This window comes from Micromonospora sp. NBC_01796 (genome assembly GCF_035917455.1).
GTDB lineage: Bacteria > Actinomycetota > Actinomycetes > Mycobacteriales > Micromonosporaceae > Micromonospora_G.
Genome location: NZ_CP109078.1, coordinates 5,740,519 through 5,766,664, shown reverse-complemented (window position 1 = coordinate 5,766,664; position 26,146 = coordinate 5,740,519). Strand labels below are relative to the sequence as shown.

14 protein-coding genes and 4 CRISPR repeat arrays are annotated in these 26,146 nt (G+C 69.0%); of the genes, 5 read left to right on the top strand and 9 right to left on the bottom strand.

Annotated elements, in window-relative coordinates; all coding sequences use genetic code 11:
• Positions 1-72: 72 nt before the first annotated feature.
• A complete protein-coding gene (locus OIE47_RS26420) occupies positions 73-348 on the top strand; it encodes a DUF4259 domain-containing protein (RefSeq protein ID WP_326557203.1) in 276 nt (91 codons plus the stop codon).
• A gap of 393 nt (positions 349-741) precedes the next feature.
• Positions 742-2,037, top strand: coding sequence for a recombinase family protein (locus tag OIE47_RS26415; protein WP_326557202.1), 1,296 nt, complete (start codon positions 742-744; stop codon positions 2,035-2,037).
• A 343-nt stretch (positions 2,038-2,380) separates the two neighbouring features.
• A CRISPR array of direct repeats spans positions 2,381-6,558; the repeat unit is 29 nt; unit sequence GTGCTCCCCACGCCCGTGGGGGTGGTCCG.
• A 390-nt stretch (positions 6,559-6,948) separates the two neighbouring features.
• Positions 6,949-7,576: direct repeats of the CRISPR family, unit length 29 nt; unit sequence GTGCTCCCCACGCCCGTGGGGGTGGTCCG.
• Positions 7,577-7,795: 219 nt separating this feature from the next.
• On the opposite strand, the gene OIE47_RS26410 is transcribed toward OIE47_RS26415, so the two are convergent.
• Positions 7,796-7,930, bottom strand: coding sequence for a hypothetical protein (locus OIE47_RS26410; RefSeq protein ID WP_326557201.1), 135 nt, complete (start codon positions 7,928-7,930; stop codon positions 7,796-7,798).
• A gap of 42 nt (positions 7,931-7,972) precedes the next feature.
• Here OIE47_RS26410 and OIE47_RS26405 point away from each other — a divergent pair, with 42 nt between their 5' ends.
• Positions 7,973-8,242 carry an integrase core domain-containing protein gene (locus tag OIE47_RS26405; protein ID WP_326557200.1) on the top strand — a complete coding sequence of 90 codons (270 nt, stop codon included), beginning with the start codon at positions 7,973-7,975 and terminating at the stop codon, positions 8,240-8,242.
• Between the two features lie 373 nt (positions 8,243-8,615).
• On the opposite strand, the gene OIE47_RS26400 is transcribed toward OIE47_RS26405, so the two are convergent.
• The 7 genes from OIE47_RS26400 to OIE47_RS26370 all read right to left on the bottom strand — a co-directional run bounded on the left by OIE47_RS26400 (position 8,616) and on the right by OIE47_RS26370 (position 20,179).
• Entirely contained in the window at positions 8,616-10,733 is a 2,118-nt protein-coding gene (locus OIE47_RS26400; protein WP_326557199.1) for a helix-turn-helix domain-containing protein, read from the bottom strand.
• A gap of 2,179 nt (positions 10,734-12,912) precedes the next feature.
• Positions 12,913-13,578: a type I-E CRISPR-associated protein Cas6/Cse3/CasE gene (gene cas6e / locus OIE47_RS26395; protein ID WP_326557198.1), complete on the bottom strand. Its 666-nt coding sequence runs from the start codon at positions 13,576-13,578 to the stop codon at positions 12,913-12,915.
• A gap of 2 nt (positions 13,579-13,580) precedes the next feature.
• Positions 13,581-14,282, bottom strand: a complete 702-nt coding sequence (gene cas5e, locus OIE47_RS26390; RefSeq protein ID WP_326557197.1) for a type I-E CRISPR-associated protein Cas5/CasD — start codon at positions 14,280-14,282, stop codon at positions 13,581-13,583.
• Entirely contained in the window at positions 14,279-15,403 is a 1,125-nt protein-coding gene (cas7e, locus tag OIE47_RS26385; protein WP_326557196.1) for a type I-E CRISPR-associated protein Cas7/Cse4/CasC, read from the bottom strand. Before cas7e ends, cas5e begins: the two co-directional genes overlap by 4 nt.
• On the bottom strand, positions 15,400-16,071 hold the full coding sequence (casB, locus tag OIE47_RS26380) for a type I-E CRISPR-associated protein Cse2/CasB (protein WP_326557195.1): 672 nt from the start codon (positions 16,069-16,071) through the stop codon (positions 15,400-15,402). Before casB ends, cas7e begins: the two co-directional genes overlap by 4 nt.
• The gene (gene casA / locus OIE47_RS26375) at positions 16,068-17,726 is read right to left on the bottom strand and encodes a type I-E CRISPR-associated protein Cse1/CasA (protein WP_326557194.1); all 1,659 of its coding nucleotides are present in this window, start codon (positions 17,724-17,726) and stop codon (positions 16,068-16,070) included. Before casA ends, casB begins: the two co-directional genes overlap by 4 nt.
• Before the next feature lie 347 nt (positions 17,727-18,073).
• Positions 18,074-20,179 carry a UvrD-helicase domain-containing protein gene (locus OIE47_RS26370; protein ID WP_326557193.1) on the bottom strand — a complete coding sequence of 702 codons (2,106 nt, stop codon included), beginning with the start codon at positions 20,177-20,179 and terminating at the stop codon, positions 18,074-18,076.
• A gap of 238 nt (positions 20,180-20,417) precedes the next feature.
• On the opposite strand from OIE47_RS26370, the gene OIE47_RS26365 reads away from it, so the two are divergent.
• Complete coding sequence (locus tag OIE47_RS26365; RefSeq protein WP_326557192.1) at positions 20,418-21,680, top strand: serine/threonine-protein kinase; 1,263 nt, start codon at positions 20,418-20,420, stop codon at positions 21,678-21,680.
• Here the strand turns inward: OIE47_RS26365 and OIE47_RS26360 are convergent.
• Positions 21,583-22,317, bottom strand: a complete 735-nt coding sequence (locus OIE47_RS26360; protein WP_326557191.1) for a hypothetical protein — start codon at positions 22,315-22,317, stop codon at positions 21,583-21,585. The genes OIE47_RS26365 and OIE47_RS26360 overlap by 98 nt on opposite strands.
• A gap of 380 nt (positions 22,318-22,697) precedes the next feature.
• Between OIE47_RS26360 and OIE47_RS26355 the strand changes: the two genes are divergently transcribed.
• Positions 22,698-24,776 (top strand): HsdM family class I SAM-dependent methyltransferase, encoded by a 2,079-nt coding sequence (locus tag OIE47_RS26355; protein WP_326557190.1) that lies wholly within the window; start codon positions 22,698-22,700, stop codon positions 24,774-24,776.
• Positions 24,777-25,058: 282 nt separating this feature from the next.
• Positions 25,059-25,576: a CRISPR direct-repeat array (repeat unit 29 nt; unit sequence GTGCTCCCCACGCCCGTGGGGGTGGTCCG).
• Between the two features lie 94 nt (positions 25,577-25,670).
• A CRISPR array of direct repeats spans positions 25,671-26,127; the repeat unit is 29 nt; unit sequence GTGCTCCCCACGCCCGTGGGGGTGGTCCG.
• Positions 26,128-26,146: the final 19 nt, after the last annotated feature.

Here is a 26,146-nt window from a genome sequence, read left to right as displayed (position 1 = left end):
CCCAATCTGTCACGACCCCGCCTAAAACCCCGGATCGCGAAGTGTGCTCCCCACGCCCGTGGGGGTGGTCCGATGGGCCTACAGCTCGCGCAGGACGGATTTCCGTGCTCCCCACGCCCGTGGGGGTGGTCCGGGTCGGCAAATCTGCGCACGGTGTACGCACCGCGCTCCCCACACCCGCGGGGCCGGTTCGATCAGCCCGATGACCTGACGGCACTGGCGGCGCGGACCCTCGACCGGATCATGGCCGCAGACTCCGAGTGGCACGACCTGTGGCAGGGCGCCGCCGGGGACGTCAACCCAGCCTCCGTCGCCGTCTGCGGCCTACGCAGGGTCCTGACGGCATAGTGGGCAGCCGGTGCCGCGGCGGAGATACCCCGCGCCCTTCCCGCATCACCCTGCACAGCAACCCCCTGTGATCGGGGAGGTCAGGCCGACAACCGTGCAGGTGGCCGAGTCCTGCGGAGAGCTGCATCGTTGTCCATCCATATCGACGGCTGCGGCTGTTAGTGAAGCCTCGACATGGGGAGGGTCCTGATGCAGTACGCGCCGGAGTTGGACGGCCCTGACCTGCTCGGCTGGTGGCTCCGGCAGCCGGACCGGCGAGGCCGCCTGCGGACACGGCGCCCGCAGGCACCAGAGCCCGTGGGCATACGGTTCGCCTTCTACGGGCGGATGTCGACCCGAGAGTTCCAGGATCGGCTGTCGTCGGCGCGGTGGCAGCGCGACTTCGCCGAAGAGGTGATCGACGGGCGGGGCGTGATCGTGGCCGACTTCTTCGACGTCGGTTTCTCCCGGCAGGTGCCCTGGCCACGTCGCCCGCAAGCAGCGCGGTTGCTGGCGGCCCTGGCCGACCCCGACCGAGGGTTCGACGCGGTGGTCGTGGGAGAGTTCGAGCGGGCCTTCTACGGCAACCAATTCCGCGACCTCGCGCCGCTGTTCAAACTGTACGGCGTGCAGCTGTGGCTGCCCGAGCTCAACGGCCCGGTCGACGCCGGCACCGAGCTGCACCTGTCACTACTGGCCCTGCTCGGCGTGCACTCCATGCGGGAGGTCCAGCGTTCACGGTTTCGGGCGAAGGCGGCCATGTGCGCCCAGGTGATCGAGCAAGGCCGTCATCTCGGCGGCCGGCCGCCGTACGGGTACCGCCTCGTCGCGGCAGGACCGCACCCGAACCCGGCCCACGCCAAGTGGGGACGCGTGGCCCACCGACTGGAACCCGACCCATCCACCGCGCCGCACGTGCAGTGGATGTTCGCCCAACGCCTCACTGGGCGCAGCGTCGCCGGAATCGCCCGCGACCTCAACCAACGGCACGTCCCATGCCCGTCCAGCGTTGACCCCGGCCGCAACCCGCACCGCAGCGGCGCGGGATGGACCCTGCGCACGGTGGCGTCGATCCTGGCCAACCCTCGCTACACCGGCCGGCAAGTCTGGAACCGGCAGCACACCGACCGCGGCCCGCTCGACGCCGCCGATGATCTGCTCGGTCAATCGGAGGTACGCCGCTGGAACCTGATGCAACAGTGGGTCATCTCCCGGGACATCGCCCATCCGCCGCTGGTCAGCGAACACGACTTCGTCGCCGCCCAACACGCCAACGCCCAGCCCGTACCGGCCAACAACGAAAGCGGACGCTACCTGCTCACCGGACTGATCCGCTGCCAGGAATGCGACCGGATCCTCGACGCACACTGGGTCAACAAGCACGCCGCCTACCGCTGCCGCCACGGCCATCGCAACGCAGCGGCAGATGGCATGGCCCGGCCGCGCAACGTCTACATCCACGAAGCCAAAGCGATCAAACAAGTTGCCCAGTGGCTCGGCATCCCGGCAGGCGACCCCAACGCCGTCGTAGCCGCGCTACTCGAACATGATGTCCACGTCACCTGCGCCATCGGCGGAACGCTGACCATCACCAAGATCCCCACCCGGGCGGCGATACACCGACCGCCCGCGATCCCGCACCAGCGCCGAGCGGAAGAAATCTCCACCGAGCCACCCTCAGCGGCCGTGAAGACCACCCGTGGGGGTTAACGTGTCCGAGGCCCGAGTTGAACTCCAACTACATAATCCGAATTGCCGCCGACCTGCAATTAAGCTGACTGTTATCCGTCATTTCCGCAGCGTTGCCGATTGGAGCTAAGCTGACTCGCACGGCGTGGGTGCTTTCCGTCCCGTCGGTGGTCCGGTGGCCTCTTCCACGCATCGACACCTCCGCTCGAAGATCGACGCTCGGCTTATCATCTTTCATGGTCGCTGTCTCACGGCTAGAAGGCGGTCCAGGGTGTACAGACGAAGCAGGCGACACATGCGCGACAACATCGTGTTCCCACTCCCGATCTGTCACGACCCCGCCTAAAACCCCAGGTCGCGAAGTGTGCTCCCCACGCCCGTGGGGGTGGTCCGCCCCCAACCGTGACCGTCGTCGCGGAGGACCAGTGCTCCCCACGCCCGTGGGGGTGGTCCGGGTATCCCCCGGCCCTCGCCAACGGGTTGTAGGTGCTCCCCACGCCCGTGGGGGTGGTCCGCCACCTTCACGGCCTGCATGACGGCCGTCGCGGTGCTCCCCACGCCCGTGGGGGTGGTCCGCGGTGTGGACACTCGTACGGTCGATCAGTGACGTGCTCCCCACGCCCGTGGGGGTGGTCCGCGGTGCCGTGACCTGTTCGAGCGGCGCCGTGAGTGCTCCCCACGCCCGTGGGGGTGGTCCGGGCGGCATCGTGTCCAACCAGGTGCTGCTCACGTGCTCCCCACGCCCGTGGGGGTGGTCCGATGGCGGCGTCACGCAGAAGGCCGGTGTCGGCGTGCTCCCCACGCCCGTGGGGGTGGTCCGTCCAGACGGGACGCGACGGGCGCCCAGCACGCGTGCTCCCCACGCCCGTGGGGGGTGGTCCGTGGGGCAGGGCGGCGCAGCGCCTGGAACACCTGTGCTCCCCACGCCCGTGGGGGTGGTCCGTAGCCCGCGCGGCCGGTCAGGTGGCGAGCTGGGTGCTCCCCACGCCCGTGGGGGTGGTCCGGACGAGGCCGTAGCACCAATCGACGTCCTGGAGTGCTCCCCACGCCCGTGGGGGTGGTCCGGAACTGATCACCGCCGCCTACCAGACCCTGGCGTGCTCCCCACGCCCGTGGGGGTGGTCCGGAGTCGGCGAACACGTTCGGCCCGGTGACCGGGTGCTCCCCACGCCCGTGGGGGTGGTCCGTGGTTGGAGTCGGCCGAGGGCCAGCAGAAGGTGTGCTCCCCACGCCCGTGGGGGTGGTCCGCCGAAGTTGCGGCTGATCCCCGGCGGCGCCCAGTGCTCCCCACGCCCGTGGGGGTGGTCCGACCGTCCCGGAGAACATGATCTCCGCCCCGCCGTGCTCCCCACGCCCGTGGGGGTGGTCCGCGGCTGATCCGCCGGGCGACCACCCCGGCCGCGTGCTCCCCACGCCCGTGGGGGTGGTCCGCATGGATGACCTCGGCGCCGAGGATCTCGGCCGTGCTCCCCACGCCCGTGGGGGTGGTCCGACGCCGGGCGGCCACCGCCGGTTCTGGGCCTCGTGCTCCCCACGCCCGTGGGGGTGGTCCTTCATGGCTGGCACGGAGGTGGGCACAGCCTGGGTGCTCCCCACGCCCGTGGGGGTGGTCCGCCGGGGCACCGGGTGTGGCAGTCGACGGTGCGGTGCTCCCCACGCCCGTGGGGGTCGTCCGAACTGCGCCAAGACCGAACTGGCCGTCCGGGTGTGCTCCCCACGCCCGTGGGGGTGGTCCGACCGACCAGGCGGCGACCGTCGCCCCGGCCTCGTGCTCCCCACGCCCGTGGGGGTGGTCCGCGCCCCCACCCATCACGGGCAGGGGCGCTTCGGTGCTCCCCACGCCCGTGGGGGTGGTCCTCGGCATCAGCGGCCGCCCAACGCGCGCCGGTAGTGCTCCCCACGCCCGTGGGGGTGGTCCGCCGACTCCGCCGGAGCCGGCCGATGATGAGGAGTGCTCCCCACGCCCGTGGGGGTGGTCCGCTCCGCCGGGCCGAGGCCGAGCGGCTGGACCTGTGCTCCCCACGCCCGTGGGGGTGGTCCGAGCAGTGGCGCCAGGCAACCGCCGGGACGTCCGTGCTCCCCACGCCCGTGGGGGTGGTCCGTCCATCATCGGCATGCGGCAGGACATCACGTTGTGCTCCCCACGCCCGTGGGGGTGGTCCGAACGCTCAGGACCGCGGTGCCGTCGCCGCTGAGTGCTCCCCACGCCCGTGGGGGTGGTCCTGGGCGTCGCGTCCGCCCTGATGTCCCGACTGCGTGCTCCCCACGCCCGTGGGGGTGGTCCCCGCTCGCCGACGCCCGGAGGCCAGCGGACGCCGTGCTCCCCACGCCCGTGGGGGTGGTCCGCGGCACCGCTCAGATGAGATTCGCGTGGCAGAGTGCTCCCCACGCCCGTGGGGGTGGTCCGATGACGTAGTTGGTGGCCGGGTGCTTGATCGCGTGCTCCCCACGCCCGTGGGGGTGGTCCGCCGTCGAAGGCCAGACCGCAGGCGCAGGCGACGTGCTCCCCACGCCCGTGGGGGTGGTCCGCGTTCTGGGCCGGGGCAGCAACACCGAACGGGGTGCTCCCCACGCCCGTGGGGGTGGTCCGCCGAGTAGGGCCGTGCCGATTGCGACCACCGTGTGCTCCCCACGCCCGTGGGGGTGGTCCGGGGTCTGTACGGATCCCAGGGGTTTTTGATCAGTGCTCCCCACGCCCGTGGGGGTGGTCCGCGCATGGACCGCTGGATCTCGTCGGTGACCTGGTGCTCCCCACGCCCGTGGGGGTGGTCCAGGAGCACCGGGAGTCCGGGCGCACTGGCCCGCGTGCTCCCCACGCCCGTGGGGGTGGTCCGGTGATCAACTCTTTGTCGAGGTCGTTGACCGCGTGCTCCCCACGCCCGTGGGGGTGGTCCGATGATCGAAGCCGGCATCCGCATCACCCAGCTGTGCTCCCCACGCCCGTGGGGGTGGTCCGTCTCAGAGCGTCGCGGGACCGGCCACGGCTCAGTGCTCCCCACGCCCGTGGGGGTGGTCCGTAGCCGACCGAGTTGCGCGAGCGGTGCGGCGTGTGCTCCCCACGCCCGTGGGGGTGGTCCGTCGCAAGTCGGTCGTCTGGGTGTCCCCGCTTCGTGCTCCCCACGCCCGTGGGGGTGGTCCGCGCCCCGACTGGCCGGCGTTCATCCTGATTGTGTGCTCCCCACGCCCGTGGGGGTGGTCCGCCGACGGGGATCCTGTGCGACCCGGCCCGGTTGTGCTCCCCACGCCCGTGGGGGTGGTCCTTCTGTCGGTGGTGCGTGACGTGACGCTGGTCGGTGCTCCCCACGCCTGTGGGGGTGGTCCGCCGGCGATGCGCGGCACGGCGAACTACTGAGAGTGCTCCCCACGCCCGTGGGGGTGGTCCGGTAACCCGCTGGCCGAGTCGGGACTGGGCCGAGTGCTCCCCACGCCCGTGGGGGTGGTCCGCCCTTCTTCCAGAACGCGCAGTAGTACCGGTCGTGCTCCCCACGCCCGTGGGGGTGGTCCGGTCGCACCCAACGTGTTAGTGAACGGGATGACGTGCTCCCCACGCCCGTGGGGGTGGTCCGTACCACGGTTCGCCATCCGCGATTCCCCACGCGTGCTCCCCACGCCCGTGGGGGTGGTCCGTGGGCGGACGGTCTCCGGGCCCGCCGGGTGAAGTGCTCCCCACGCCCGTGGGGGTGGTCCGGCCGCGCTTGTCCACCAGCACGCGGGCGCGGAGTGCTCCCCACGCCCGTGGGGGTGGTCCGTGATTGATCTTCTCGGCCGTGCGCGGGGAGCCGTGCTCCCCACGCCCGTGGGGGTGGTCCTTGAACGGGACGATGCGCCCCGTTTCCGGGTTGGTGCTCCCCACGCCCGTGGGGGTGGTCCGTACGGCCTGCCGCTGCGACCGCTTCAGGAGCGGTGCTCCCCACGCCCGTGGGGGTGGTCCGCCGGTGCTCTATCCACTGAGCTACAAGGGCATGTGCTCCCCACGCCCGTGGGGGTGGTCCGCCGGTGCTCTATCCACTGAGCTACAAGGGCATGTGCTCCCCACGCCCGTGGGGGTGGTCCGGCAGATTTGATCTCGCCACGCCGCCGGACCGCGTGCTCCCCACGCCCGTGGGGGTGGTCCGGTCCGGGGCCAGCCAGGCGCCGTCCTGCGCCAGTGCTCCCCACGCCCGTGGGGGTGGTCCGCCGTCGAGTTGATCGAAGCTGCCGCGCTTGCCGCGCTCCCCACGCCCGTGGGGGTGGTCCGATGTGATCTTGTGCCGTCTGCTGCACCCCGATGTGCTCCCCACGCCTGTGGGGGTGGTCCGCCGTTCGTCCCTGCGACGGTCGACGCGATCTCGTGCTCCCCACGCCCGTGGGGGTGGTCCGTGGGTGGAGGAGTGATTCCAGGGCGGATCAGCGTGCTCCCCACGTCCGTGGGGGTGGTCCGATGTCCAACGCGACCCCGGAACAGCTCGCCGCGTGCTCCCCATGCCCGTGGGGGTGGTCCGGAGGCCAACGGAGGGGACCGGAACCTCGCCTCGTGCTCCCCACGCCCGTGGGGGTGGTCCGTTCGGCGAGGAACGCGCGGTATCGCTTGCCGCGTGCTCCCACGCCCGTGGGGGTGGTCCGTCGCCGGTCAAGAAGCCACGCGAGTGGCCCGGGTGCTCCCCACGCCCGTGGGGGTGGTCCGCCATTCGCGCCCGCACGAACGCCGCCACCCCCGTGCTCCCCACGCCCGTAGGGGTGGTCCGGTTCACGGCCGGGTTCCCGGCAGCGGCTCGTGCTCCCCACGCCCGGGAGTGGTCCGATCCTCGAAAGTCCAGTCGTTGGGTAGGTGGCGTGCTCCACACGCCCGTGGCGGTGGTCCGGCGTGGTCACCGTCATCCGCACCAACCGCAGGGTGCTCCCCACGCCCGTGGGGTGGTCCGATCGCGCGCACGTTCTCCTGGTCCGGTCGGGCGTGCTCCCCACGCCCGTGGGGGTGGTCCGGTGCTGGGACTGCCGGCTGGCCGAGCGCGACAGTGCTCCCCACGCCCGTGGGGGTGGTCCGCTGTGGCAGGCTGCCCCTCCCGTGCTCCCCACGCCCGTGGGGGTGGTCCGGTCCAGCACGAGCAGAAAGGCTGCTGCGCGGAGTGCTCCCCACGCCCGTGGGGGTGGTCCGCGCCGGCACGGACCCAGGGCGGGGTGGATCCGGTGCTCCCCACGCCCGTAGGGGTGGTCCGTTCGTCCAGGGCGACACGTGATCAGCCGCCCGTGCTCCCCACGCCCGTGGGGGTGGTCCGATCGGTTCGATACCGGCGTAGTCCGACCTGCCGTGCTCCCCACGCCCGTGGGGGTGGTCCGGGCCTCGTCGGTGACACCCGTGAGGCGATCGAGTGCTTCCCACGCCCGTGGGAGTGGTCCGGATCTGCTCGGTACGGGTCGGTGGGGCGAGCGGTGCTCCCCACGCCCGTGGGGGTGGTCCGGGTGGCACCCCGCTCGCGCTCGCCCGCGTCCAGTGCTCCCCACGCCCGTGGGGGTGGTCCGTAGTCGGTCATGATGTCCGACCCGTCGTAGTTGTGCTCCCCACGCCCGTGGGGGGTGGTCCGGCCATCGGCGTGACGGTGGGACAGATCGAGACGTGCTGTCGGCGTACAGGTTGGCGTGGCTAGTCAGGTACGCGTGAACGTGCCCAACTCGAACGTACCCACCGAGGACCTTCTTGATCAGGCCGAAGCCGTCACTGATCGCGCATGCCGCAGCGGTACGCCGCCCTGCTGGTGTGCTCCCCACGCCCTTGGGGTCGTCATCAGTCAGCATCCATGGGCTACGCCTGGCCGATGCCGTCGCGGAGGAGCCGTCGCAGCGGGTCGGGATTTTCGACCTGGAGTACGCCGTCGTACGCGGCGACGAGGATGACGGGGCGTTGGCCGCGCAGGCTGAAGGTGCGGGAACGGCACACGGTTATGCCGTCGTAAGGATCAGCGGCATCCAGATGCCGAGAATGAACTCAATCATGGAACGGTGGGTCCAGACCTGCCGCCTCGAACTACTGGACCGGACGTTGATCTGGAACCAGCGGCACCTGCTCCACGCCCTACGCGAGTTCGAACAGTTCTACAACGCACACCGTCCACACCAGGGCATCGCGAACGCACGCCCGCTACGCCCGTTGCCCACACAGATCACCGACCCGGACAAACTGGCCCGCCTCGACATACGAAGACGCGATCGCCTCGGCAGCATCCTCCACGAGTACCAGCATGCCGCCTGACCTGTGCGGATGGGGTTTTCGGCAAGGACAGGGCCGGGTTCACCGGGTTCTCTGAGCAGCAAACGAATATCCTGCTGCGCCACCTCGCCGACCTTGTGTAGGTATAGCCCGCTTCGCAGGTTGCATACTGAGGACTTGGCCCGCGATGATGATCTTGCGGAAACCTAGCGGTAAGGCTGGTCAGAGGACATGTTTGCTGATTCAGACCCCTGACATGCTCGCCGGTGACCGTCCACCCGCCGGTAGGGTCACCGACGGGTGGACGATGCAGGAATCCCCGGTCTGCCAGTACCAAACAATCACGAGCGCCATCTGCGCGACATCCGCGACCGGGCGGGGCGCATCGTGAAGCTCATCCCCGGATCGCAGGGTTTCAACTCTGCTCGAAGATCGCCTCCACCCGCTGCAGCAGCACTCGCCATTCGCGGTCGAGGAACGCGCCGAGCTGCTGTTCGAGCTCCTGCCGGGACGTCTCCTCGAACCATGTCCGGTTTCGCTGCAAGACGCGGTTGACGTAACCGGAGCCGCGGCCCCACTCGCTGGCGTTGTCGATCCAGAACTGCGCGGCGGTCCGGAGCTGGTCGCGGTACAAGCTCAGGCCGTTGAGTTGCATCTTGCGCAGCAGGTCCTCGTAGGCCGAGATCATCAGCCGGTTCGCCTGGAAGAGCAGCTCGCGCGCATCGGGCATCGACGCCGACAGCGTCTCGCACATGCCGGTGAACTCGGTGACCGAGTCTTGCAGGGCGAGGACGGCGAGCCTCCGAGCGCCGTGGCCGAGCTGGTGGGAGTAGCTCAGGGAACGCCACTCGCCGTTGCGGCGGATCGTCGCGTTGACCGTGCTCGAATGCGCGCGGCTGATCTCGTCGAGCAGCGCGTCGTGGATGTGGCCGCTGAGCGGCTTCGGCGACGGGTGGAGCTTTATCCAGCTCGCCATATGTTTACCGGCGTCGCGCTGGACCGCGCGCACCTGCTCAAGGGCGGCGTTGTCCAGCAGTGACTGGGTTCGGACGAGCACCTCGTCGAGCTGGTGGCGGAACTCGGCTCGCGTCCGGCGGACCTGGTCACGCAGGAAGTCCCGCAGCTGTTCGGCGTCGTCTTCGCGAGAGTTGAAGAACAGTGCGGGGACGTCGCCGAGGCCGTACGGCAGCAGCGCGGTGCTGACCTGCTCGCCCTTCAGCTCGTACCCTTCCTCGCTGGTCGAGACGCCGACGCCGGTCTCGTCCTTGACCGCCATCGCCTCGTCAGGCCGGGCTAGGATGAGCAGGCCGGCGTTGGTGTCGATCTGCGGGTTGTCGATGTCCCGGGCCCGCTTCAGCAGGTGCTGGACTGACTGCGACGGCGCGTCGTTGAAACCCGAGCAGAGGATCGACACTGTGTGCGGATCTTCGAGCAGCGTCTCGAGATCTGCCCGTGCCGGCGGCTGGTCGATGCCGCGAGTGTCGATGATCCCGACGTCGAGATCGTCGATGTCGATCAAAGCGGGGACGACGATGTCGATGCGGCTCGGCAGTGGAAACTCGGGATGCCGGCCGTTGTTGATCGCCTCGAACGTTTGACGCAGCCACTCCAGCGGTGTCGCCGAGGCCGATGCGGTGTGCCACGCGTCGCGCCGGTCGCGCCGGTGAAGGTTCATGCGCGCCAGCACCTCTACTGCGAGGTCGCGTCGCTCGGGGAACTCGGCGGCCAGTTCCTTCGCCGGGTCGGTCCGGACCGATTTGCCATCGGGTCCCTTCGAACGCTTCTGCGTCAGGCCGGCCATGTTGCGGATCGCCCGCTCCAGCTCACGGGGCACGGCTGCGGTGATGTCGTCCTCCTCGGCCGGTGCTTTGCCCTGCCGAATCTGGTCGACGAAGTCGTCGACGTCGGAGCGGATCTCGTCGAGCGGCCGGGGCTCGACCTTGATGCCGTAACCCGGTCCGCGGCTCAGCCGCACCTCGCACAGCGTGATCCCGCCGGCGCCCGTCTCCAGCACCGACACCGTTCGCCCCTGCGCGTTCGTGACTTCGAGGCCGGTCGACCGGCAGATCGCGGTCGACTTGCCGATGCCGATGCTGCCGATGAACGCGATCTGGTGCTCGCGGCGGAGGAGGAGCTGCGCCAGCCGCTCCACGTCCTTGACGTACTCCTGGAGGCGGGCAAGAAACGCGGGGTGCGCGTCGGCCTCCGAGCCGGCGGTGATCAGGCCGGCCACCATCTCCTCGGCACGCCAGAGTAGCTGCTGGTCCGGGTGGTCCAGCGGCGGTCGGGGCAGGTGCTGCCAGTTGCGCGCCAGAACGGCGGCAAGCTCGGTGGCCTCGTCGGTGCCGATCGCTGCGAGCAGCATCGACAGCTCGTCGTCGGACACGGCGCGGTCGCCGGTCTCGACCCGCGATAGGACGGCCGGGCTCCAAGTCACCTTCCGGGCCAGCTCGGCCTGCTTCAGTCCTACCTGCTCTCGCAGCTGCGCGAGGCGGTGCCCCACTTCGGCGTCGCCGACATCCTCGTTGCCCATCGCAATCCCCTCTCCGCCACCTCCACACAAGCTTGCAGCAACGTTTCTGATTTAGCAAGCATGAATTCGGTACGCTTGTGAATCGATTCGATCGCGCGCTTGGGGTAGCTACCCCTGGATGCGGAGCTAGAGATGCCGGTAGGAAACGTCTCACCAGCCGCCATCGGTGTTGATCACATCTGATCGACATAGCCAGCGGCGATGTCCTCGGGTGGGTTGGTGTAGCGGGCACCTCGTCGGCCCCGACTCCCCACGCCCGTAGGGTGGTCTGGTCGTGCATTGCCGCCACCTTGCTGATCGCGCGTGCTCCCCACGCCCGTGGGGGTGGTCCGCGATCCCCTACTCCGAGCCCGGTGCTCGACTCGTGCTCCCCACGCCCGTGGGGGTGGTCCGTGATGCACGTACGGCAGCTCCCTCTCCTCCTCGTGCTCCCCACGCCCGTGGGGGTGGTCCGCGTGCCTGCGGGGTACGTCACGTGTTGCTCGTGTACTCCCCACGCCCGTGGGGTGGTCCGCGCTCGCTACGGACACCCGGAATGGCCGGGGGGTGCTCCCCACGCCCGTGGGGGTGGTCTGCTGGGGTACGGTCCAGGTAGTCGGGTTCCGGGTGTTCCCCACGCCCGTGCCGGGTGGTCCGACGCTGGCGCTCACCGCGCCGGTCGCGGTCTCGTGCTCCCCACGCCCGTGGGGGGTGGCCCGTCGTCGTCCTCGTCGTCCGGCCACGCCCGTGGGGGTGGTCCGCTGCGCGCACACGGCCTGACCCGGACCCTTTCGTGCTCCCCACGCCCGTGGGAATGGTCCGTGGGAGAACGACTTCGTCGAGACCCTCGACGCGTGCTCCCCACGGCCGTGGGGGTGGTCCGTGGGAGAACGACTTCGTCGAGACCCTCGACGCGTGCTCCCCACGGCCGTGGGGGTGGTCCGACGATTTCGAACATCAGCCGCTTCTCGGCGTCGTGCTCCCCACGCCCGTGTCGCTCGTACCGCCGGTCGCGTGCTCCCCACGCCCGTGGGGTGGTCCGTTGCCGACTGGTACCTGATCGCGGCGCAGCTAGTGCTCCCCAGGCCCGTGGGGGTGGTCCGTCATCGAGCAGCGTGACCGTGACGGTTCCGCGGTGCTCCCCACGCCCGTGGGGGTGGTCCGTAGGTGCGTTCCGAGAGCGCCCTGCTGAGGGAGTGCTCCCCACGCCCGTGGGGGTGGTCCGACAGCCTCCTCGAACCACGCTGTACCGGGCTTGTGCTCCCACGCCCGTGGGGTGGTCCGACAGCCTCCTCGAACCACGCTGTACCGGGCTTGTGCTCCCACGCCCGTGGGGTGGTCCGGTCCGCGAGCTGTGCATCGGTCAGGCCCCGCAATGCTCCCCACGCCCGTGGGGGGTAGTCCGGCGCTCGTCGAGCAGCTGGTTCTCCCAGCCCGGTGCTCCCCACGCCCGTGGGGGTGGTCCGCTGACCGCCGATTCTGCGACTTGCGCGAGTTTGTGCTCCCCACGCCCGTGGGGGTGGTCCAATGTCCACCGCGACGGCGGAGCAGCTCGCCGCGTGCTCCCCACGCCCGTGGGGGTGGTCCGGACGCACACCACCAGCAAGCCCGACGCGACGTGCTGCCCGCGCCTGTGGGGGTGGTCCGGTGGCAGTACGAAAATGTCGGTCGAACGTGTGCTCCCCACGCCGGCGGGGGTGATCCCATGGTCATGGCCTACGCTCAGACGTACCGATGCGGCAGGTGCGGCAGCACCCGCAGGGTGTGGTGTTCCTGGACACGATCAGCGACAGGGCCAATATCGCGCTGGCGTCGCCGCGGGCCGACCTGCTGCAGGCTGCTACCCGCCCTGGGACTCAGGCGGCTCCGGGGAGCCGTCTGACCAGAAGCCGCGCACCACAGGCAGCCAGGCCATGCCTCCGCGACGGAAAGCCTGCTCTAGACAGACATCCGTACGGTCGACATAACGCTGCACGAGCAGGAATCGGAGGCACAAGTGACTTGGAGCTGGTTCATCGACCACACCGCGCTTCTCGCCCTGGTGGTCGCGGCCATCGCCGCCGGCCTCTCCTTGGCAAATACGTTGTTGAACCGGCGATACCGGCGGCAGGATGCATACTTGCGGATGCATGACCTACTCACCACGCCGGAAATAGCTGTTGGCGGAAGCAGCCGGAAAGTCGCGTCCGTCGGGCCGGACTCAGCCTGCTCTGGCGAGGGTGATTAGGCCGCAGCCGTACGCCTTGGCGTGCCCTATCCCCCGGGTCAAGGCTTGGCGGAAGGCGTTGGCGTCGGAGATTTGCAGGATGCCGTCGTAGGTCACCGTGGTCAGGGTTACCTGTGCCATGCCGCGTTTGAAGGTCTGCGTTTGGCGGTGGTGAAGTCGCAGGTTCGGGAGGCCGTCACGCTGCGTTATCAGAGTGAAACCGTGCCGGGCGACGCGGTTGGCCAGCCACGCGACCTGTTCCTGTTCCCGCAGGTAGCCGAAGCGCTGGGTCTCCTTGGCGTCGGCGGTTTTGCGTCCGTTGTGGCTCGGGTTTGCGGTGAGCCGGAAGGCCCAGTCCTGGCCGGCGTCCAGCGAGCTGAGCAGGCTGTCGTAGTCGCGGGTCACCCAGGTCTCGGTGGTGGGCCATCCGGCCTGCTCGACCAGGTGGGTCAGATCGGGTTTGCCAGGGCTGAGGAGGTAGAGGTGCACGGTCGCTGGGGTCGGGGCGTCGAGCCGCCAGAGTGTGCGGGTGCCCTCGCGTTCGTAGTCCTCCGGGGCGGCGAATGCGGCGCGGACTGCCGCGTGCATCGCCTGTGGCGAGGAGAGCACTTTGCGTGCGCCCCGACGCGCCGGGTTGATCTGGAACCGGGTGAGGAACATGCTCAGCCTCCCAGCAGGCTCAGTGGGTCGTGCTCGGTGACCCCGGCCCGTTCCGCGACGTCGTTGGTTACGTCGACGTGTCTGCGTAGTACCGATCGCCAGGTGTGTTGCCGGTGTGCTGGGTCGAAACTCACCGGCACGTCGTGCATGGTTTCCGTGACCGGCTCGCCAGGACGGACGTCTCGAATGATTTCCAGACGCACTTCCCGGGATGCCCGTCGGCGGTACCACTCTGCGGCGAGCCACGGCCACGAGGTCAGCGCGTCATCGATGGTGCCGTCGTGCACGCCAAGACTGATAGGGCCGGCCGGCGGGCAAGATCGGCGCCCGAGGTAGAGCGGGAATTTCGGCCGGTGCAGTGCCTCGGCCAGTCCGTATAGCATATTTTCGTCGCCGCTGACGGCGGCGAGAAACGCTGCGTCGGACAGGTAGTAGCGGTAGGTCAGGGGTGCGCTTTGCCGGCCGTCGAGGGATCGTGCCGTGTGAAAGTCCCGCAGGATCTGCCCGGGCTGGTCGAGCCGTACCCCGAACTGTAGGCCGAGCAGCTCGGTGAGTGGCTCCGTACGTCGGATCCCCCTGGCTGCGGCGAGCAGCCCGATCACCCCGCTCTTGGTCGGCGCGACGTCGGTGTTGCGGCGAGAGAAGCGGCTGGATGAGCCCCACGATTGCATCGGGCCGGCGAGGCGCAGCAGGAGCACGCTCATGCCGGCTGCCTGAGCGCCACGGCGACTTGCTCGCCCGCTTCAGTGACCAGTTCGCTGAAGCTGACCGTCTTACCGAGGTGGGCAAGCGCCGCCGTCTTGTCCCCGACTTGGGTGACCCAGCTGGCGACTGGTTGCTCGCCGTAAGCACTCTCGACGGCCACGGTGTAGTCGGCGAGCGCGGCTGCAGCCCGCTCGACCCTCCCGACATCGCGGGTTTCGCGGATCGGGGTCTCGAACGCTCCGACCAGGTTGATGGGTTGGGTGTCGCGCAGCCGCACGAGGACCGCGTCGGGCAGTGTTCGGTGGGCGAACGTGTTCTGTTTGCCGGTCGGTATGCTGCGTGCGAAGGCGACGAGGAACGCCTCGACCGCAGCACGGGTTGCGTCCGCATCGCCGAGGGTGCGATGTAAGGCGTCGACGTCGACATTGGCGTATCGGTAGAGCGTGGACGAGTTGAACTCGATGGTGCCGATCATGCCGGCGCCGGTTTCGGCGGCATCGGCTTTGCGGTCGTCAACGGCGGTGAAGTAGTCGAACTCGTTGTCGACCGCGTGCACGCTGATGGCGTGTGAGACCTGACAGGCGGCATCGACGTTGATGTCGGTCATGTCGGCGATCATTCGACCAAACATCGCGATGTCAACCGAGTGTTCGGTGTTGGCCAGCGTTTTGAACTGGGCCTTGTTTAGGGTGGTGCCGGCGGCTGAGGCTTCGAGCGCGGCGGCGGCGAGGTTATCCAACTGCTGGTGACTCAGGAACAGCAGGTAGCCGGACTCGACGTCGTGTGTCTCGCCCTTTTTCTTTTCGGCCTTGGCCAGGCCGCTGGCTGCGAAGACCTCGGCGGCCAGCGTGGACGCAGTCTCGGCGGAGACGCTGGGGTCGAGCACCCTGATCCGGGCCGCGAGAGACTCTCCAACGCGCTTGGATCGCTCGCCGAGTCGGGCGCGGTCGAGCAGATCGGCGAAGGCCAGGCGAATCGCACGCTTCCACGCCTGGCTGGATACCCGGGCACGACGGACGCCACCGTAGACGGCGGTTTTCGGTGAACCGGTGTCGTCGCGGTTGAGGTTGCTTGGGGGCACGGTCTGCAATGCGTAGACGTCGATAATGGTGCGGCTCATGACGGCTCCTCCTGGGTGCTGTCGGTAACGGGGGCATCAGCGCGGTTGCTGGGTCGGCTGCGGAAGAACTCTCGACCCCAGATCGCCTGAATTGTGGATCGACCGTCCGGGTGGCGGAGTGTTTGCAGGTCGTCGGCAAGCAGGCCGTAGTCGAGTGGGATCTGATGCTCGCGCAGCATCGTGATCAGGCTTCGCAAGTGGTGGATGCTCTCCTGGTAGGTACTGGCAGTGCCGAGCGCCGCGAACCGGCGACGTACCCCCTCCGGCCCGCCGGAGGCCCTGACGAGGTCGCCCAGCGCGCGCCCCAGGCCTCGCCCCTCCACGTGCATCCGCGCGCGGCGTGACTGCTGGTGCAGCGCGTACAGGGTGACCGCGTCGTGCACGGCCTGTTCCGCGTCGGACGCCTCGGCGTCATCGGCCGGCCGATAGCCCAGCAGATGGTCCGGCACCTGCAGGTACCGCTCGAGGGTGAAGTCGAAGCCCGGAGTTCGGCCAAGGCCACGCCGGAGCCGGGCCAGGGCACTGACCGCTTCCGGTTGGGGCATATCCCACAGCAGCCGTGTCTGGAGGGCCCCAATCCTCTTGGCGACATGTTCGCCGAGGTCGTCGCGACGCCGGACCCATGCCTTGGGCGCAGGCTCGGCGGGCGGATCTACTTGGACGGTCATGCTGCCTCCTCGTGCCTTTGGTGCGAGGACCCGGCCGCCATGGGCAGCGCCCTGGCCAGGCCGGTGTGAAACGCCACCTCGGCCTGTGATCTCGAGTAGTGCACCTGCCTGCCGCTGCGGTCGGTGCCCGTTCGGCCGATCCAGGCCGTCGGTCCGGCTGCGTCGACCATGTCTCGGCCGAGCCTGTAAACGGCCCGACGCACCAGACGCTGCCACTCGACACGCTCGGGCACTGGGTCGCTGTCGGGACTGAGTCCGGCCAGCCAGTCGCGGAAGGCGCGATCCAGCAGGGCGTACGCGCGTTCGGCCGCCCGTTCGGCCTCGCTGCTATCGATCTCCCGGCTGCCTGCCGCGCGGGCCAGGTTTTCGGCGAGCAGGCGCAGCGCCCGTATCGCCGCCTCGGCGTCGGCTGCGGCGTCGACGGCTGTCGTGCGCAGTGCGGAGTGCTCGATGAGCAGTAGCACGTTCATTGTCAGCGCGTCGGTGAACACCTCGTCGATGACCGCCTGCTGGTTGCCATAGGTGACACTGGTGGCCCGCGTCCGGACCTGAAAATCGGGCTCGACGACGCCGGTAACGGTCAGCTGGGCGAGCCGTCGTACCACCATCGGTGACAGCCGCTGCGCCGGCTCGGCGCCTGTCGGCGGTGCCGGCAGCAGGGACTGGAGCCCGCGCCACAGTGCCCGGGTGTGGTCGTGCGGCCGGGGCAGGTAGATCGGGGTCCGCTTTTGCTCGCGCTCGCGTGGCCCGCTGCGCCCCCAGACGCTCATCGGCTCGAGCAGGTGTCGATCCTGCCAGTCGAGCCGATCGCCGTTTGCGATCATGGCGCCGGTGATGCCGCCGATGCCGCCGAAGAGCCGGATCCGGCGCGGTTGCCAGGTGTAGAGGCTGAGGAGGCCGTAGGGTCCGCGCGTGGCGTCGGCCTCCTCAGCCGCCCCGTGTGGCTCGCGCTCCCACACGGGCATGTCTCGCTCGTCGGCCCGCTGCCAATCGGGCGCGACCGGCACCAGGTTGAGCAGCAGGGTCTCCAGCAGGGTCGCGCCTTCCAGGTGGACGCCGCCCAGCGCGCCGACGGTCGCAACGCCGATCGGATATCCCTTTCCGCCTTTGACCCGCGCATCGCCGGCCGCCCCGCTTTTGATGCCCGACGGGTCGTAGGCCTGGCAGTGAACCAGCCAACGGGCCGCCTCGGCGGGCGCGATCGACGCCAGCCCTGCTCCGGCGCGCGCGGTCAGGAACGGCAGGCCATTGGGTACGTCGGCAAAAAGGCGCTCCAGCCCGTACTTGCCGTCCTTCTGGGTGTGGAGGTCGGCGACCTGATAAAACGGGTACTTCGGATGCAGCAGGTAAAACCGGTCGCGAAGATTGCCGAGGTATTCGGCGGTGTCCGCGACAGGTAGCCGCCGGTCGCGCCACAGTGCCTGCCAGGCAGCCTCATCTGGCGGACCGCCGGTTGTCCGGTGCAGGATCGCCAACGCCAGTCGCAGGATCGCGAACGTCTGCGTCGGTAATTCACAGGCGATCATGCGTACGTCGCCGGCCTGCTCAAAGAGGCCGAACAACGAGATCTCTCGGCGCTCACCGGCAGCGTCCAGTACCGGAATCCATGGCTCGTCTATTAGGGAAAATTCCCGATTATCCGGGTGGCTTGTCAAGTCGACGTGCTCCTTCGAAGTGGCGATCGAACCAGGTTCAGTGGGTCGCTGCTCTGGCCGGAGGATCCTGAGGGGCGCTACTAGGCAGTCCGACGCACGTACCCGTAGGAGGGACTTCGGTTTCGCGTAAGGGCCGCCGCGCTGCATAGTCGCCCGCACCGTCTACGCAAGCGCGCCAGCCGATCGGCGGTACGTGGGGCTTGATGCCCTCGACGCTTTCCGTTGCTGAAGCTGGTCGGCCAGAAACTGTGCTCGGGGGTAGGGGGAGGCGTCGCGGCGGTCAGTTTGCCTCGGACCGGTTGGGCCGCAGCGCCGAGGTGACACCCCACTGGTGGTGTCGTAGGTGTTCATCGTGATTCCGGCAGTAGCGAACTGGGTGTGCCGCTGTGGGACAGGTAGAGCACATCGCGGGCGCGGGTCACGGCGACGAAGAGCAGGCATCGCTCGCGTTGCAGGTCCTGCTTGTGGGCATGCGGATCCTCCGCCGCCGAAGTAAGCGCGTATGGGGCGGGGAGTACCCCGGCCTCCAGCCCGACGACCGCGAGACACTGGAACTCGAGACCCTTCAATCGGTGCATCGTGGCGACGTGCACGCCGTCGACACCACGCTGATCGTCGGCGACAGTGATGCCTGCCTCGATCAGAATCTTGCTGATCGTCTTGACGAGCTGCCCCGTGCGCGCGGCCACGCCGATGGCGTGCGGCTCGACACCCTGCTTCAGCCAGGTTTTTACCCGCTCGCACAGGGCTTCGTGTTCGGCATTGCGGTTGCCATGCTTGAGAAGCACGGGCATCTCGCCGCGTGTGATCGAGCGGTATCCCCGCAGCGTGTCGTCCGCATCGTCCAAGCCGACGGCGGCGTCGCCGTTAAGGATCCGGACCGACAGGTCCAGGATTTCGTGAGTGGTGCGGTAGTTGACGGTGAGCCTTCGGGAGCGACCGCGTACCTCGATGCCGAGTTGGGTCAGCGACACGTGGCTGTCATAGATGCGCTGGTACGGGTCAGCGAGCAGGAACATGTCGTTCCGTCCGGGCGCGACGAGCGCGCGGAGCAGCCTCCACTGCGCCGGGTGCAGGTCTTGCCCTTCGTCGACGATGACGTGTCGGTACGTGGCCGGTGCCTGGCGCGCGATCGCGGCCGCGTCGTCGGCGAGCTGGGTGTGGGTGCGTAGCCGCCGCTTCGCCAGCTTCCGCTGAACAGCGTCGATCGCGGTCCAGACTTGCTCCCGCTGGACCGCTCGCAGGCGCTCGCCCCGGCCCTTGCGTGGGGCGTCGCGGTACGCGGCCAGGGTAGTCAACTGTTGGGCCAGCACGACCTGCTCCCACTCCCGGCGGAGAAAGGCACCGCTGAATCTGGTGACTTGGCCGACCCGGTTCAGGTAAGTGGGTGCGGTGGCAGCGGCTTCCTCCCACAGCGAGTCCACGACATCGTTTTCCGCCACAGTGGCCCTCTTACCGCCACGGGATACGACCTCGTAGGCAATCTTGTCAACGCTGATCACATCGATGCGGGACCGTACGGCCGGGTCGGTCGTGAGCCGGTGCAGTTGCCGGTCGAGAGCGTCAGCGAGCGCGCGGGTGAACGTGGTGAGTAGGACCTTTCCCTCACCGTCGGGCAGCCGCCCGGCGAGGAATACCGCGCGGTGCAGGCCGGTGACGGTCTTGCCGGTTCCCGCGCTACCGGTGACCAGGGCGGGACCACGGTAGGTCTCCCGATAGGCGACGTCGCGCTGGGTCGGGTGCAGGAAGGTGCGCCACTCGTCGAACGGGTAGGCCAGAATGGCCGCCAGCTCGACCGGGCCGGAGACGAAGCGGATCCGTTCCGGGGTGCGGCGCGCCGCGGCGAGGAGGTTGTCGGTGTCCACCCCCGACACGATCCGGTCAGTCAGCTCCGCGCGGAGTTCCTCCACCGACATGCCACTGGCGAGCCCATTCAGGATGTCGAGCTGGGTTTCGGGCAGCCGCCCGCCGAGGCTTTCCAGCTGTTGGTCGGTGCCGATGACGCGCAGCAGTGGCATCAGGTCCTCGTCCACCCCGAGGTGGGCGAAATCCGCCGCGGATACGTGGTCGAACAGCCCGCCGTCGCGTGGTTGCCCTGCCTCGGCACGAACATAATCCTCGATGCCTGTCTGGTCGCGTAGCTCCAGGACGCCGACTAGCTGGTTGACGGTAGCCCTGCGACGTGTCGCGAAGGCGACGGCGGCGTCGTGCGGCAGAACGTTGATCAGGGCGTATCTCTCCCCTCCCAGGAAGAGCACGACGCCATCGTGAGCCTGATCGATGCGCATGGTGCGGATGTGAGGGTCACGCGCTCCGGTCAGCTCTTCCAACAGCAGGTCCGGGTGGGTGTGCTCGACGAACCTGTCGATGGCAGCGATAACGGCGCGTTGCGCCCGGGGTTCCAGCCGGGCATAGGCGGCAAGGAATCCCCGTTCGAGGGCCAGCTCGGCCATACGTCTCTCCCCGTTCACGGCGTCTGGAGCGAACCAAGATGTCGTAGCCGGCGCTGCCGAGCGTTCGTGGTGGGGCGACAGCGTCGTCTTGTTCACGTTCGAGACCGGTGCAGCCACGCTGACCAGTTCCGGCAAACATTAGAGCATCTTGTGAACATCGCTTGCAAGCGTTAGTTTGTGATGCGGCTCCACTAAGTCTCGCACACCGCGGGATATCGGGCTATGAGGGGAGGGCGCAATGTTCAGCGTCGGAGCGTCGGGGGCGAACATCAAGGAGCGATACCGGCTCAACCGGTTCCCCTTGGCACACAAAGGGATGGGCGAAGTCTGGATGGCACAGGACACCCTGCTCGACCGCCCGGTGATCGTGAAGTTCGTCAGCGCCACGGGGATGGACACGGACTCAGCGCGCCGGTTCCGGCGCGAGGCGCTGTTGACAGCCCGGCTCGACCATCCCGGAGTACCCGCCGTCTACGACCTCGGCCAGCATGCTGGTCTGCCCTACGTCGTCTTGGAAAGGATCGACGGTGTCACACTGCGAGATCTGGTCGCGGAACACGGCCCGCTCCCCATTGAATGGGTCGCCGCCATTGGGGCGCAGGTCAGCAGCGTTCTCCTCGCCGCCCGACAGATTGGTCTGGTGCATCGGGACCTTAAGCCGAGCAACGTCATGCTCCACCCGAGCGGCGCCGTGAAGGTCCTTGACTTCGGGCTGGCCGTGCTGCGCGACGACGACCGTTACTCGCGGATCACCCAGTCCGGGGACAGCCTCGGCACGGTGGGCTACATGGCTCCGGAACAGATTTTCGGCGAGCCGACCGGTCATCACACCGACCTGTATGGCCTGGGGGCGACGCTCTACGACCTGCTCACCGGCCGCCCGCCATTCGATGATCCCAGCACCAGGACCACGGTGCGCAACCAGATGAACGCTCCCCCGCCGCGCCCTTCGCTGCTGCGGGCGGAGATCCCATCCGAGCTCGATGACCTGGTGTATACACTGTTGGCGATCGACCCACGGGACCGTCCCGACAGCGCCGCCGAGGCCTATGTCGCGCTGGCTCCCCTCGCCTGGGACCTGCCGCCGCTTCCCGGGGTCCTCGATGACCCTGCGGGGGCGGTGCGGACGTACACGGCGATCGTCGGGCGGGTGCCGCCGCAGGCCGGCCCCGCGGCGACACCGCCCGCCCCGCCCGCGAAGCCCGATGCGGAGTGGGCCGCGAACCAAGCAGAACAGTCGGAGGCCGCTGGCTCGTTCCGGGCCGCGGCGCGACAGTGGCGGCAGGTCGCCGAGCAGCACGCGCGGCTGCATGGCGACGACCATCCACTGGTGTTCGACGCGCGACGGCGTGCCGCCCTCGCTCACCTGCCACTCGGGGAGCCAAACCGCGCGTTGCGGCAGCTCAACGTGTTGTTGAACGACATGATTCGAGTGAACGGCCCCGAGTACGCCAAGGTGTTAGATCTACGGCGGGAGATCGAGCGGCTGAGCACTGCATAGGCCCCTTCACGTTAGCTACCCCGGTACCCACCAGCTTCGGATCGCTGAACGCCGGGGGCAACAGCACCGCTTTCTGCTGTGGGAACCGAGCGCCAGCGTAGTGAAAAATCTGGGCGCAGTTCTGTCCGCGCGTCTCGGTCGTCAAGGCGCGGCGCGCCAGCGGCGAGTACATGGTGCTGTGCTTCAACCACGCCGCCTCCTCGCCATGCTGGTCGAAGCCACGGCCGCTCGCCGCGTGTCCGAACACGTCGTGGACCGCGCGGAACATGTCGTTCTCACCGTCGCTGAGGTACGGGTGCGGGTTGGCGGTGGCTGCGCTGGCCCACACCCTCAGCCGACGCTGCAGCACATCGTCGATCATGGACTCGACGTCCGCGTACGGGTCCTCGTCGACGACCCGTACCGCCACGCCCAGGCCGCCGAACTCGACCCGGCCAACGAGGAGGTGGTACTGCTGCACGGTCTCGCGGCAGAACAGGGCATACGCGCCGTAGGCCCGCTCGTCCCGGACGGCTGCTGCCATGTAAGCGTCAGCGATGGCAGCACCGACAGCCGGATCAAGGCGTACCCCGGCGTACACCTCCGGGGCCGTCATGTCCAGGGAGGCCGAGTGATACCGGCGCGCGCCGGCACGCACGTACTCAACCGGTGGAAACGACGGGGACAGTGGCGGCGTAGGTACGCGCAAGGGTGTTCATGGTCCTCCTTCGATCGTCGGGGGGTGGGGCCTCACACAGGCAAGCGAGCGCTTCCCTGCAGGTCATGCACCTGCGAGCCCTCGGCAGGCGTTACGTGCTGCTCGCGACGGAGCAGCTCACCGAGCACGCGAATTTCGGACGCCCGGCGGTTCTGGTCGAGCTTTGCGAACTTTCCAACTGTGGTACTACGGCCACGACGGGGCATGGGAGCCTCCAATGACGGCTTGTGAATCGGAACACCAAGGAAGATAGCGCCCGTGAAGCCAGTACACAAGGATAGCAGACATGTTAGAGTTCACGGGTGACACGGAACCCCAGCATGACCCCCGGAGAGGTCACTCTGACCGCCAGCGACATCGCACGACTGGCCAACGTCGGTCGGGCGGCAGTGAGCAACTGGCGTCGCCGGTACGCCGACTTCCCGACACCCGTCGGCGGCACCCCGGCGAGCCCGTCCTTCGACGCGCGCGAGGTCGCGGACTGGCTCCGCCAACATGGCCGCCTACACCAGGCCAGCACCGAGCAGTGGGCATGGCGGCACATCGAGAGCCACCAGCCCGCAACCCAGATCAGTGACGTGCTCGGTATCTGCGGCGCATACCTACTCGTCCGCTCCGATCAGACCGACACCGCCGGCGACACCATGCTCAGCCCAGCGCAACTCGTCGACCACCTGCGCACGCTCGACCCTGGCCTCACCGCGTTGGTCGACACCGTGTTACCCCCGGTGTGGACAGCACAGCTCACCACGGTGCTGACCATGGTCGACCAACTCGGCGCCGAACAGGGCCACGAGACCGCATTTGAGTACCTACACAGCCGGTACGTAGCCTCGGCCAACTCGCTGTCCGGCCTCGCTGGCACGCCGGACAGCATCGCCGAAACGATGCTGACCCTCGCCGGCTCCGGAGCCCGAATGTTCGACTTCACCAGCGGCACCGGATCGATCCTGCGTATGGCCGCCGACCAAGCCCTGACCAACCGTGCCCCTACACGGTGCTACGCACAGGAAATCAAGCCACAGTACGCCCTGATCACGCTACTGCGGCTATGGTTCGTCCACCTGCGAGCCCGTCGCGCCGGCATCGAGGTGGAGCCACCCGTCGTCCACGTCGGCGATAGCCTGCTCGCCGACGCCATGCCCGACCTACGGGCCGACGTCGTCGTAGCGAACTTCCCCTTCGGCATCCACGACTGGGGTCACGACCGCCTCGCCTACGACCCTCGCTGGACCTACGGCCTACCCCCGCGCACCGAGCCCGAACTCGCCTGGGTGCAACACGCCCTGGCCCACCTCTCCCCCGACGGCGCCGTCGTCGTACTCATGCCACCGGCCGCAGCAGTACGTCCAGCCGGCCGCCGTGTCCGTGCCGAACTGGTCCGCCGCGGAGCGCTACGCGCGATCATCGCCCTCCCCGCCGGCTTGATGCCACCGACCGGCATCGGCCTGCACGTCTGGGTACTCGGCCAACCTGATCCAACTCAGCCGCGCGCCGGAGAACTGCTCGTCGTCGACACCACCGCCGCGCCGGCCGACCAGTCCCTGCCCGACATCGTCGGAACCGCGTGGCGCGCCTACCGGTCCGGTCGCTACGACGAAGTGCCAAGCATCCACCGCGCCATACCCGTCATCGAAGTGCTCGATGACCAGGTCGACCTGACACCGCAGCGCTACCTGGCAAAGGCCGGCGAACTCGCGCCTGACCCGGGCCAGACGATCGCTAGGATCGGCGAGTTCGAGCAACTCCTCGACCAAGTGCGCGGCACCCTACCCGCAGTACGACAGCTGAACTCTTCGGCGCTGCGCACAGCCCCCCAGGCTGACATTGCCGACCTGATCCGGTCCCGCAGCATATCCGTACAGCGCCCGCTCTCCCGTAGCCGATCAACCGGCACCACCGCCACCACCACGGTATTGACCGCCACCGACGCTCTGTCCGGCGGCCCGGCAACCGGCTCGGCACCCCGCAACACGAACAACGATCCAGCCTCTCGGGTACGCGCCAATGACATCCTCATCACCATCCTCGGCCGCAACATCACCGCCCAAGTCGCCACCCCCGATCAGGCTGGAGCCGAGCTAGGACCAGGCGTTCAACTGATGCGCGTCGACACGACCCGTTTCGACCCATGGTTCATCGCCGGTGTCATCTCCCGCACCGACAACCCGCACGGCGCCGACCGAACCACCAGCACCAGCAACGGCGCATTGCGCATCGAAATCAGGCGACTCACCATTCCGGTACTGCCCTTGGATCAACAGCGACCCTACGGACAAGCCTTCCGCCAACTCATCGAGTTCCGAAACCACCTCGACCGCGCAGGAACAACCGGAGCCGCGCTGGCTCGAGAAATCAGCGACGGCCTCACATTGGGCAGCCTCGGACCCTCGTCCTAACGTCCAGGGAAGTGCCCGCCATGCCCGCGACGTCTCCGCCGATGCTGAAAAACCCGGGTCCCGCGCTGGTGCTCCCCAGGCCCGTCGGGGTGGTCCGGTGAATACGGTGCCGGCGCCGTTGGCCGGGGCGTGCTCCCCACGCCCCGTGGGTAAGCAACTGAAGTGCTCCCCACGCCCGTGGGGGTGGTCCGTCGCGGCGGGCAGTCTCCGTGTCGACTTCTGTGTGCTCCCACGCCCGTGGGGGTGGTCCGCCCGCTCAACACGGCGGGCCCGGACGCGGAGTGTGCTCCCCACGCCCGTGGGGGTGGTCCGGCCGAGCTGGAGCGCCTGTCGGGCCGGGTCGAGTGCTCCCCACGCCCGTGGGGGTGGTCCGCCCGGCGGCAGCCCGTTCAGGACCGTCCGGACGTGCTCCCCACGCCCGTGGGGGTAGTCCGGGTTTCAGCGCCTCGCGCGCACTGTCCACACCGTGCTCCCCACGCCCGTGGGGGTGGTCCGGGGACGGTTCCGCCGTACGCGCTGGTCTACTTGTGCTCCCCACGCCGGTGGGGGTGGTCCGGGATTTGGCAAGAGCCCGCTACTGTCCGCCATGTGCTCCCCACGCCCGTGGGGGTGGTCCGTTCTGGGCCTGGGCGCGGGTGGCCTTGCCCGAGTGCTCCCCACGCCCGTGGGGGTGGTCCGTATCCCCGCCTGGTACCCCGACGAGAGTGACAGTGCTCCCCACGCCCGTGGGGGTGGTCCGGGCCATGGTGTTGCCGCGGGCCGCCGGTACCCGTGCTCCCCACGCCCGTGGGGGTGGTCCGCCCCCACCTGTGTCCGTTACAGCTCCGTGAACGTGCTCCCCACGCCCGTTGGGGGTGGTCCCGTACGACGTCAGGCCGACACACGGTCCGCACCGGTGCTCCCAACGCCCGTGGGGGTGGTCCGCCGAGGACCCTGGCCGCTTCGGTGCCACCGACGTGCTCCCCACGCCCGCGGGGGTGGTCCAACGGCCGACGGGTTCGCCGGGCTCGTGTCCGTGTGCTCCCCACGCCCGTGGGGGTGGTCCGGCCAGAGGCGACGACCCGGCGGTACTGCTCGCGTGCTCCCCACGCCCGTGGGGGTGGTCCGGCGCTGGCCCGGAAGGGTCTCGTGACCCTGAAGTGCTCCCCACGCCCGTGGGGGTGGTCCGTCGTTCGCGTACCCGTCCGCGCCGTAGTACGGATGCTCCCCACGCCCGTGGGGGTGGTCCGCCGCGAGGATCCGCTTCCGGGCGGACTGCAGAGTGCTCCCCACGCCCGTGGGGGTGGTCCGCCCCCGGCGGGATCGCACCCCGCCGGAGGCCAGTGCTCCCCACGCCCGTGGGGGTGGTCCGTCTGCCCCGGCACCAGGTA

Excerpts from the sequence above, each read along its gene's own strand:
- OIE47_RS26420 (WP_326557203.1), top strand. The coding sequence starts at position 73 with ATGGGCCTACAGCTCGCGCAGGACGGATTTCCGTGCTCCCCACGCCCG.
- OIE47_RS26405 (WP_326557200.1), top strand. The coding sequence starts at position 7,973 with ATGAACTCAATCATGGAACGGTGGGTCCAGACCTGCCGCCTCGAACTA.
- OIE47_RS26400 (WP_326557199.1), bottom strand. The coding sequence starts at position 10,733 with ATGGGCAACGAGGATGTCGGCGACGCCGAAGTGGGGCACCGCCTCGCG.
- cas6e (WP_326557198.1), bottom strand. The coding sequence starts at position 13,578 with ATGTTCCTCACCCGGTTCCAGATCAACCCGGCGCGTCGGGGCGCACGC.
- cas5e (WP_326557197.1), bottom strand. The coding sequence starts at position 14,282 with ATGAGCGTGCTCCTGCTGCGCCTCGCCGGCCCGATGCAATCGTGGGGC.
- cas7e (WP_326557196.1), bottom strand. The coding sequence starts at position 15,403 with ATGAGCCGCACCATTATCGACGTCTACGCATTGCAGACCGTGCCCCCA.
- casB (WP_326557195.1), bottom strand. The coding sequence starts at position 16,071 with ATGACCGTCCAAGTAGATCCGCCCGCCGAGCCTGCGCCCAAGGCATGG.
- OIE47_RS26370 (WP_326557193.1), bottom strand. The coding sequence starts at position 20,179 with ATGGCCGAGCTGGCCCTCGAACGGGGATTCCTTGCCGCCTATGCCCGG.
- OIE47_RS26365 (WP_326557192.1), top strand. The coding sequence starts at position 20,418 with ATGTTCAGCGTCGGAGCGTCGGGGGCGAACATCAAGGAGCGATACCGG.
- OIE47_RS26355 (WP_326557190.1), top strand. The coding sequence starts at position 22,698 with ATGACCCCCGGAGAGGTCACTCTGACCGCCAGCGACATCGCACGACTG.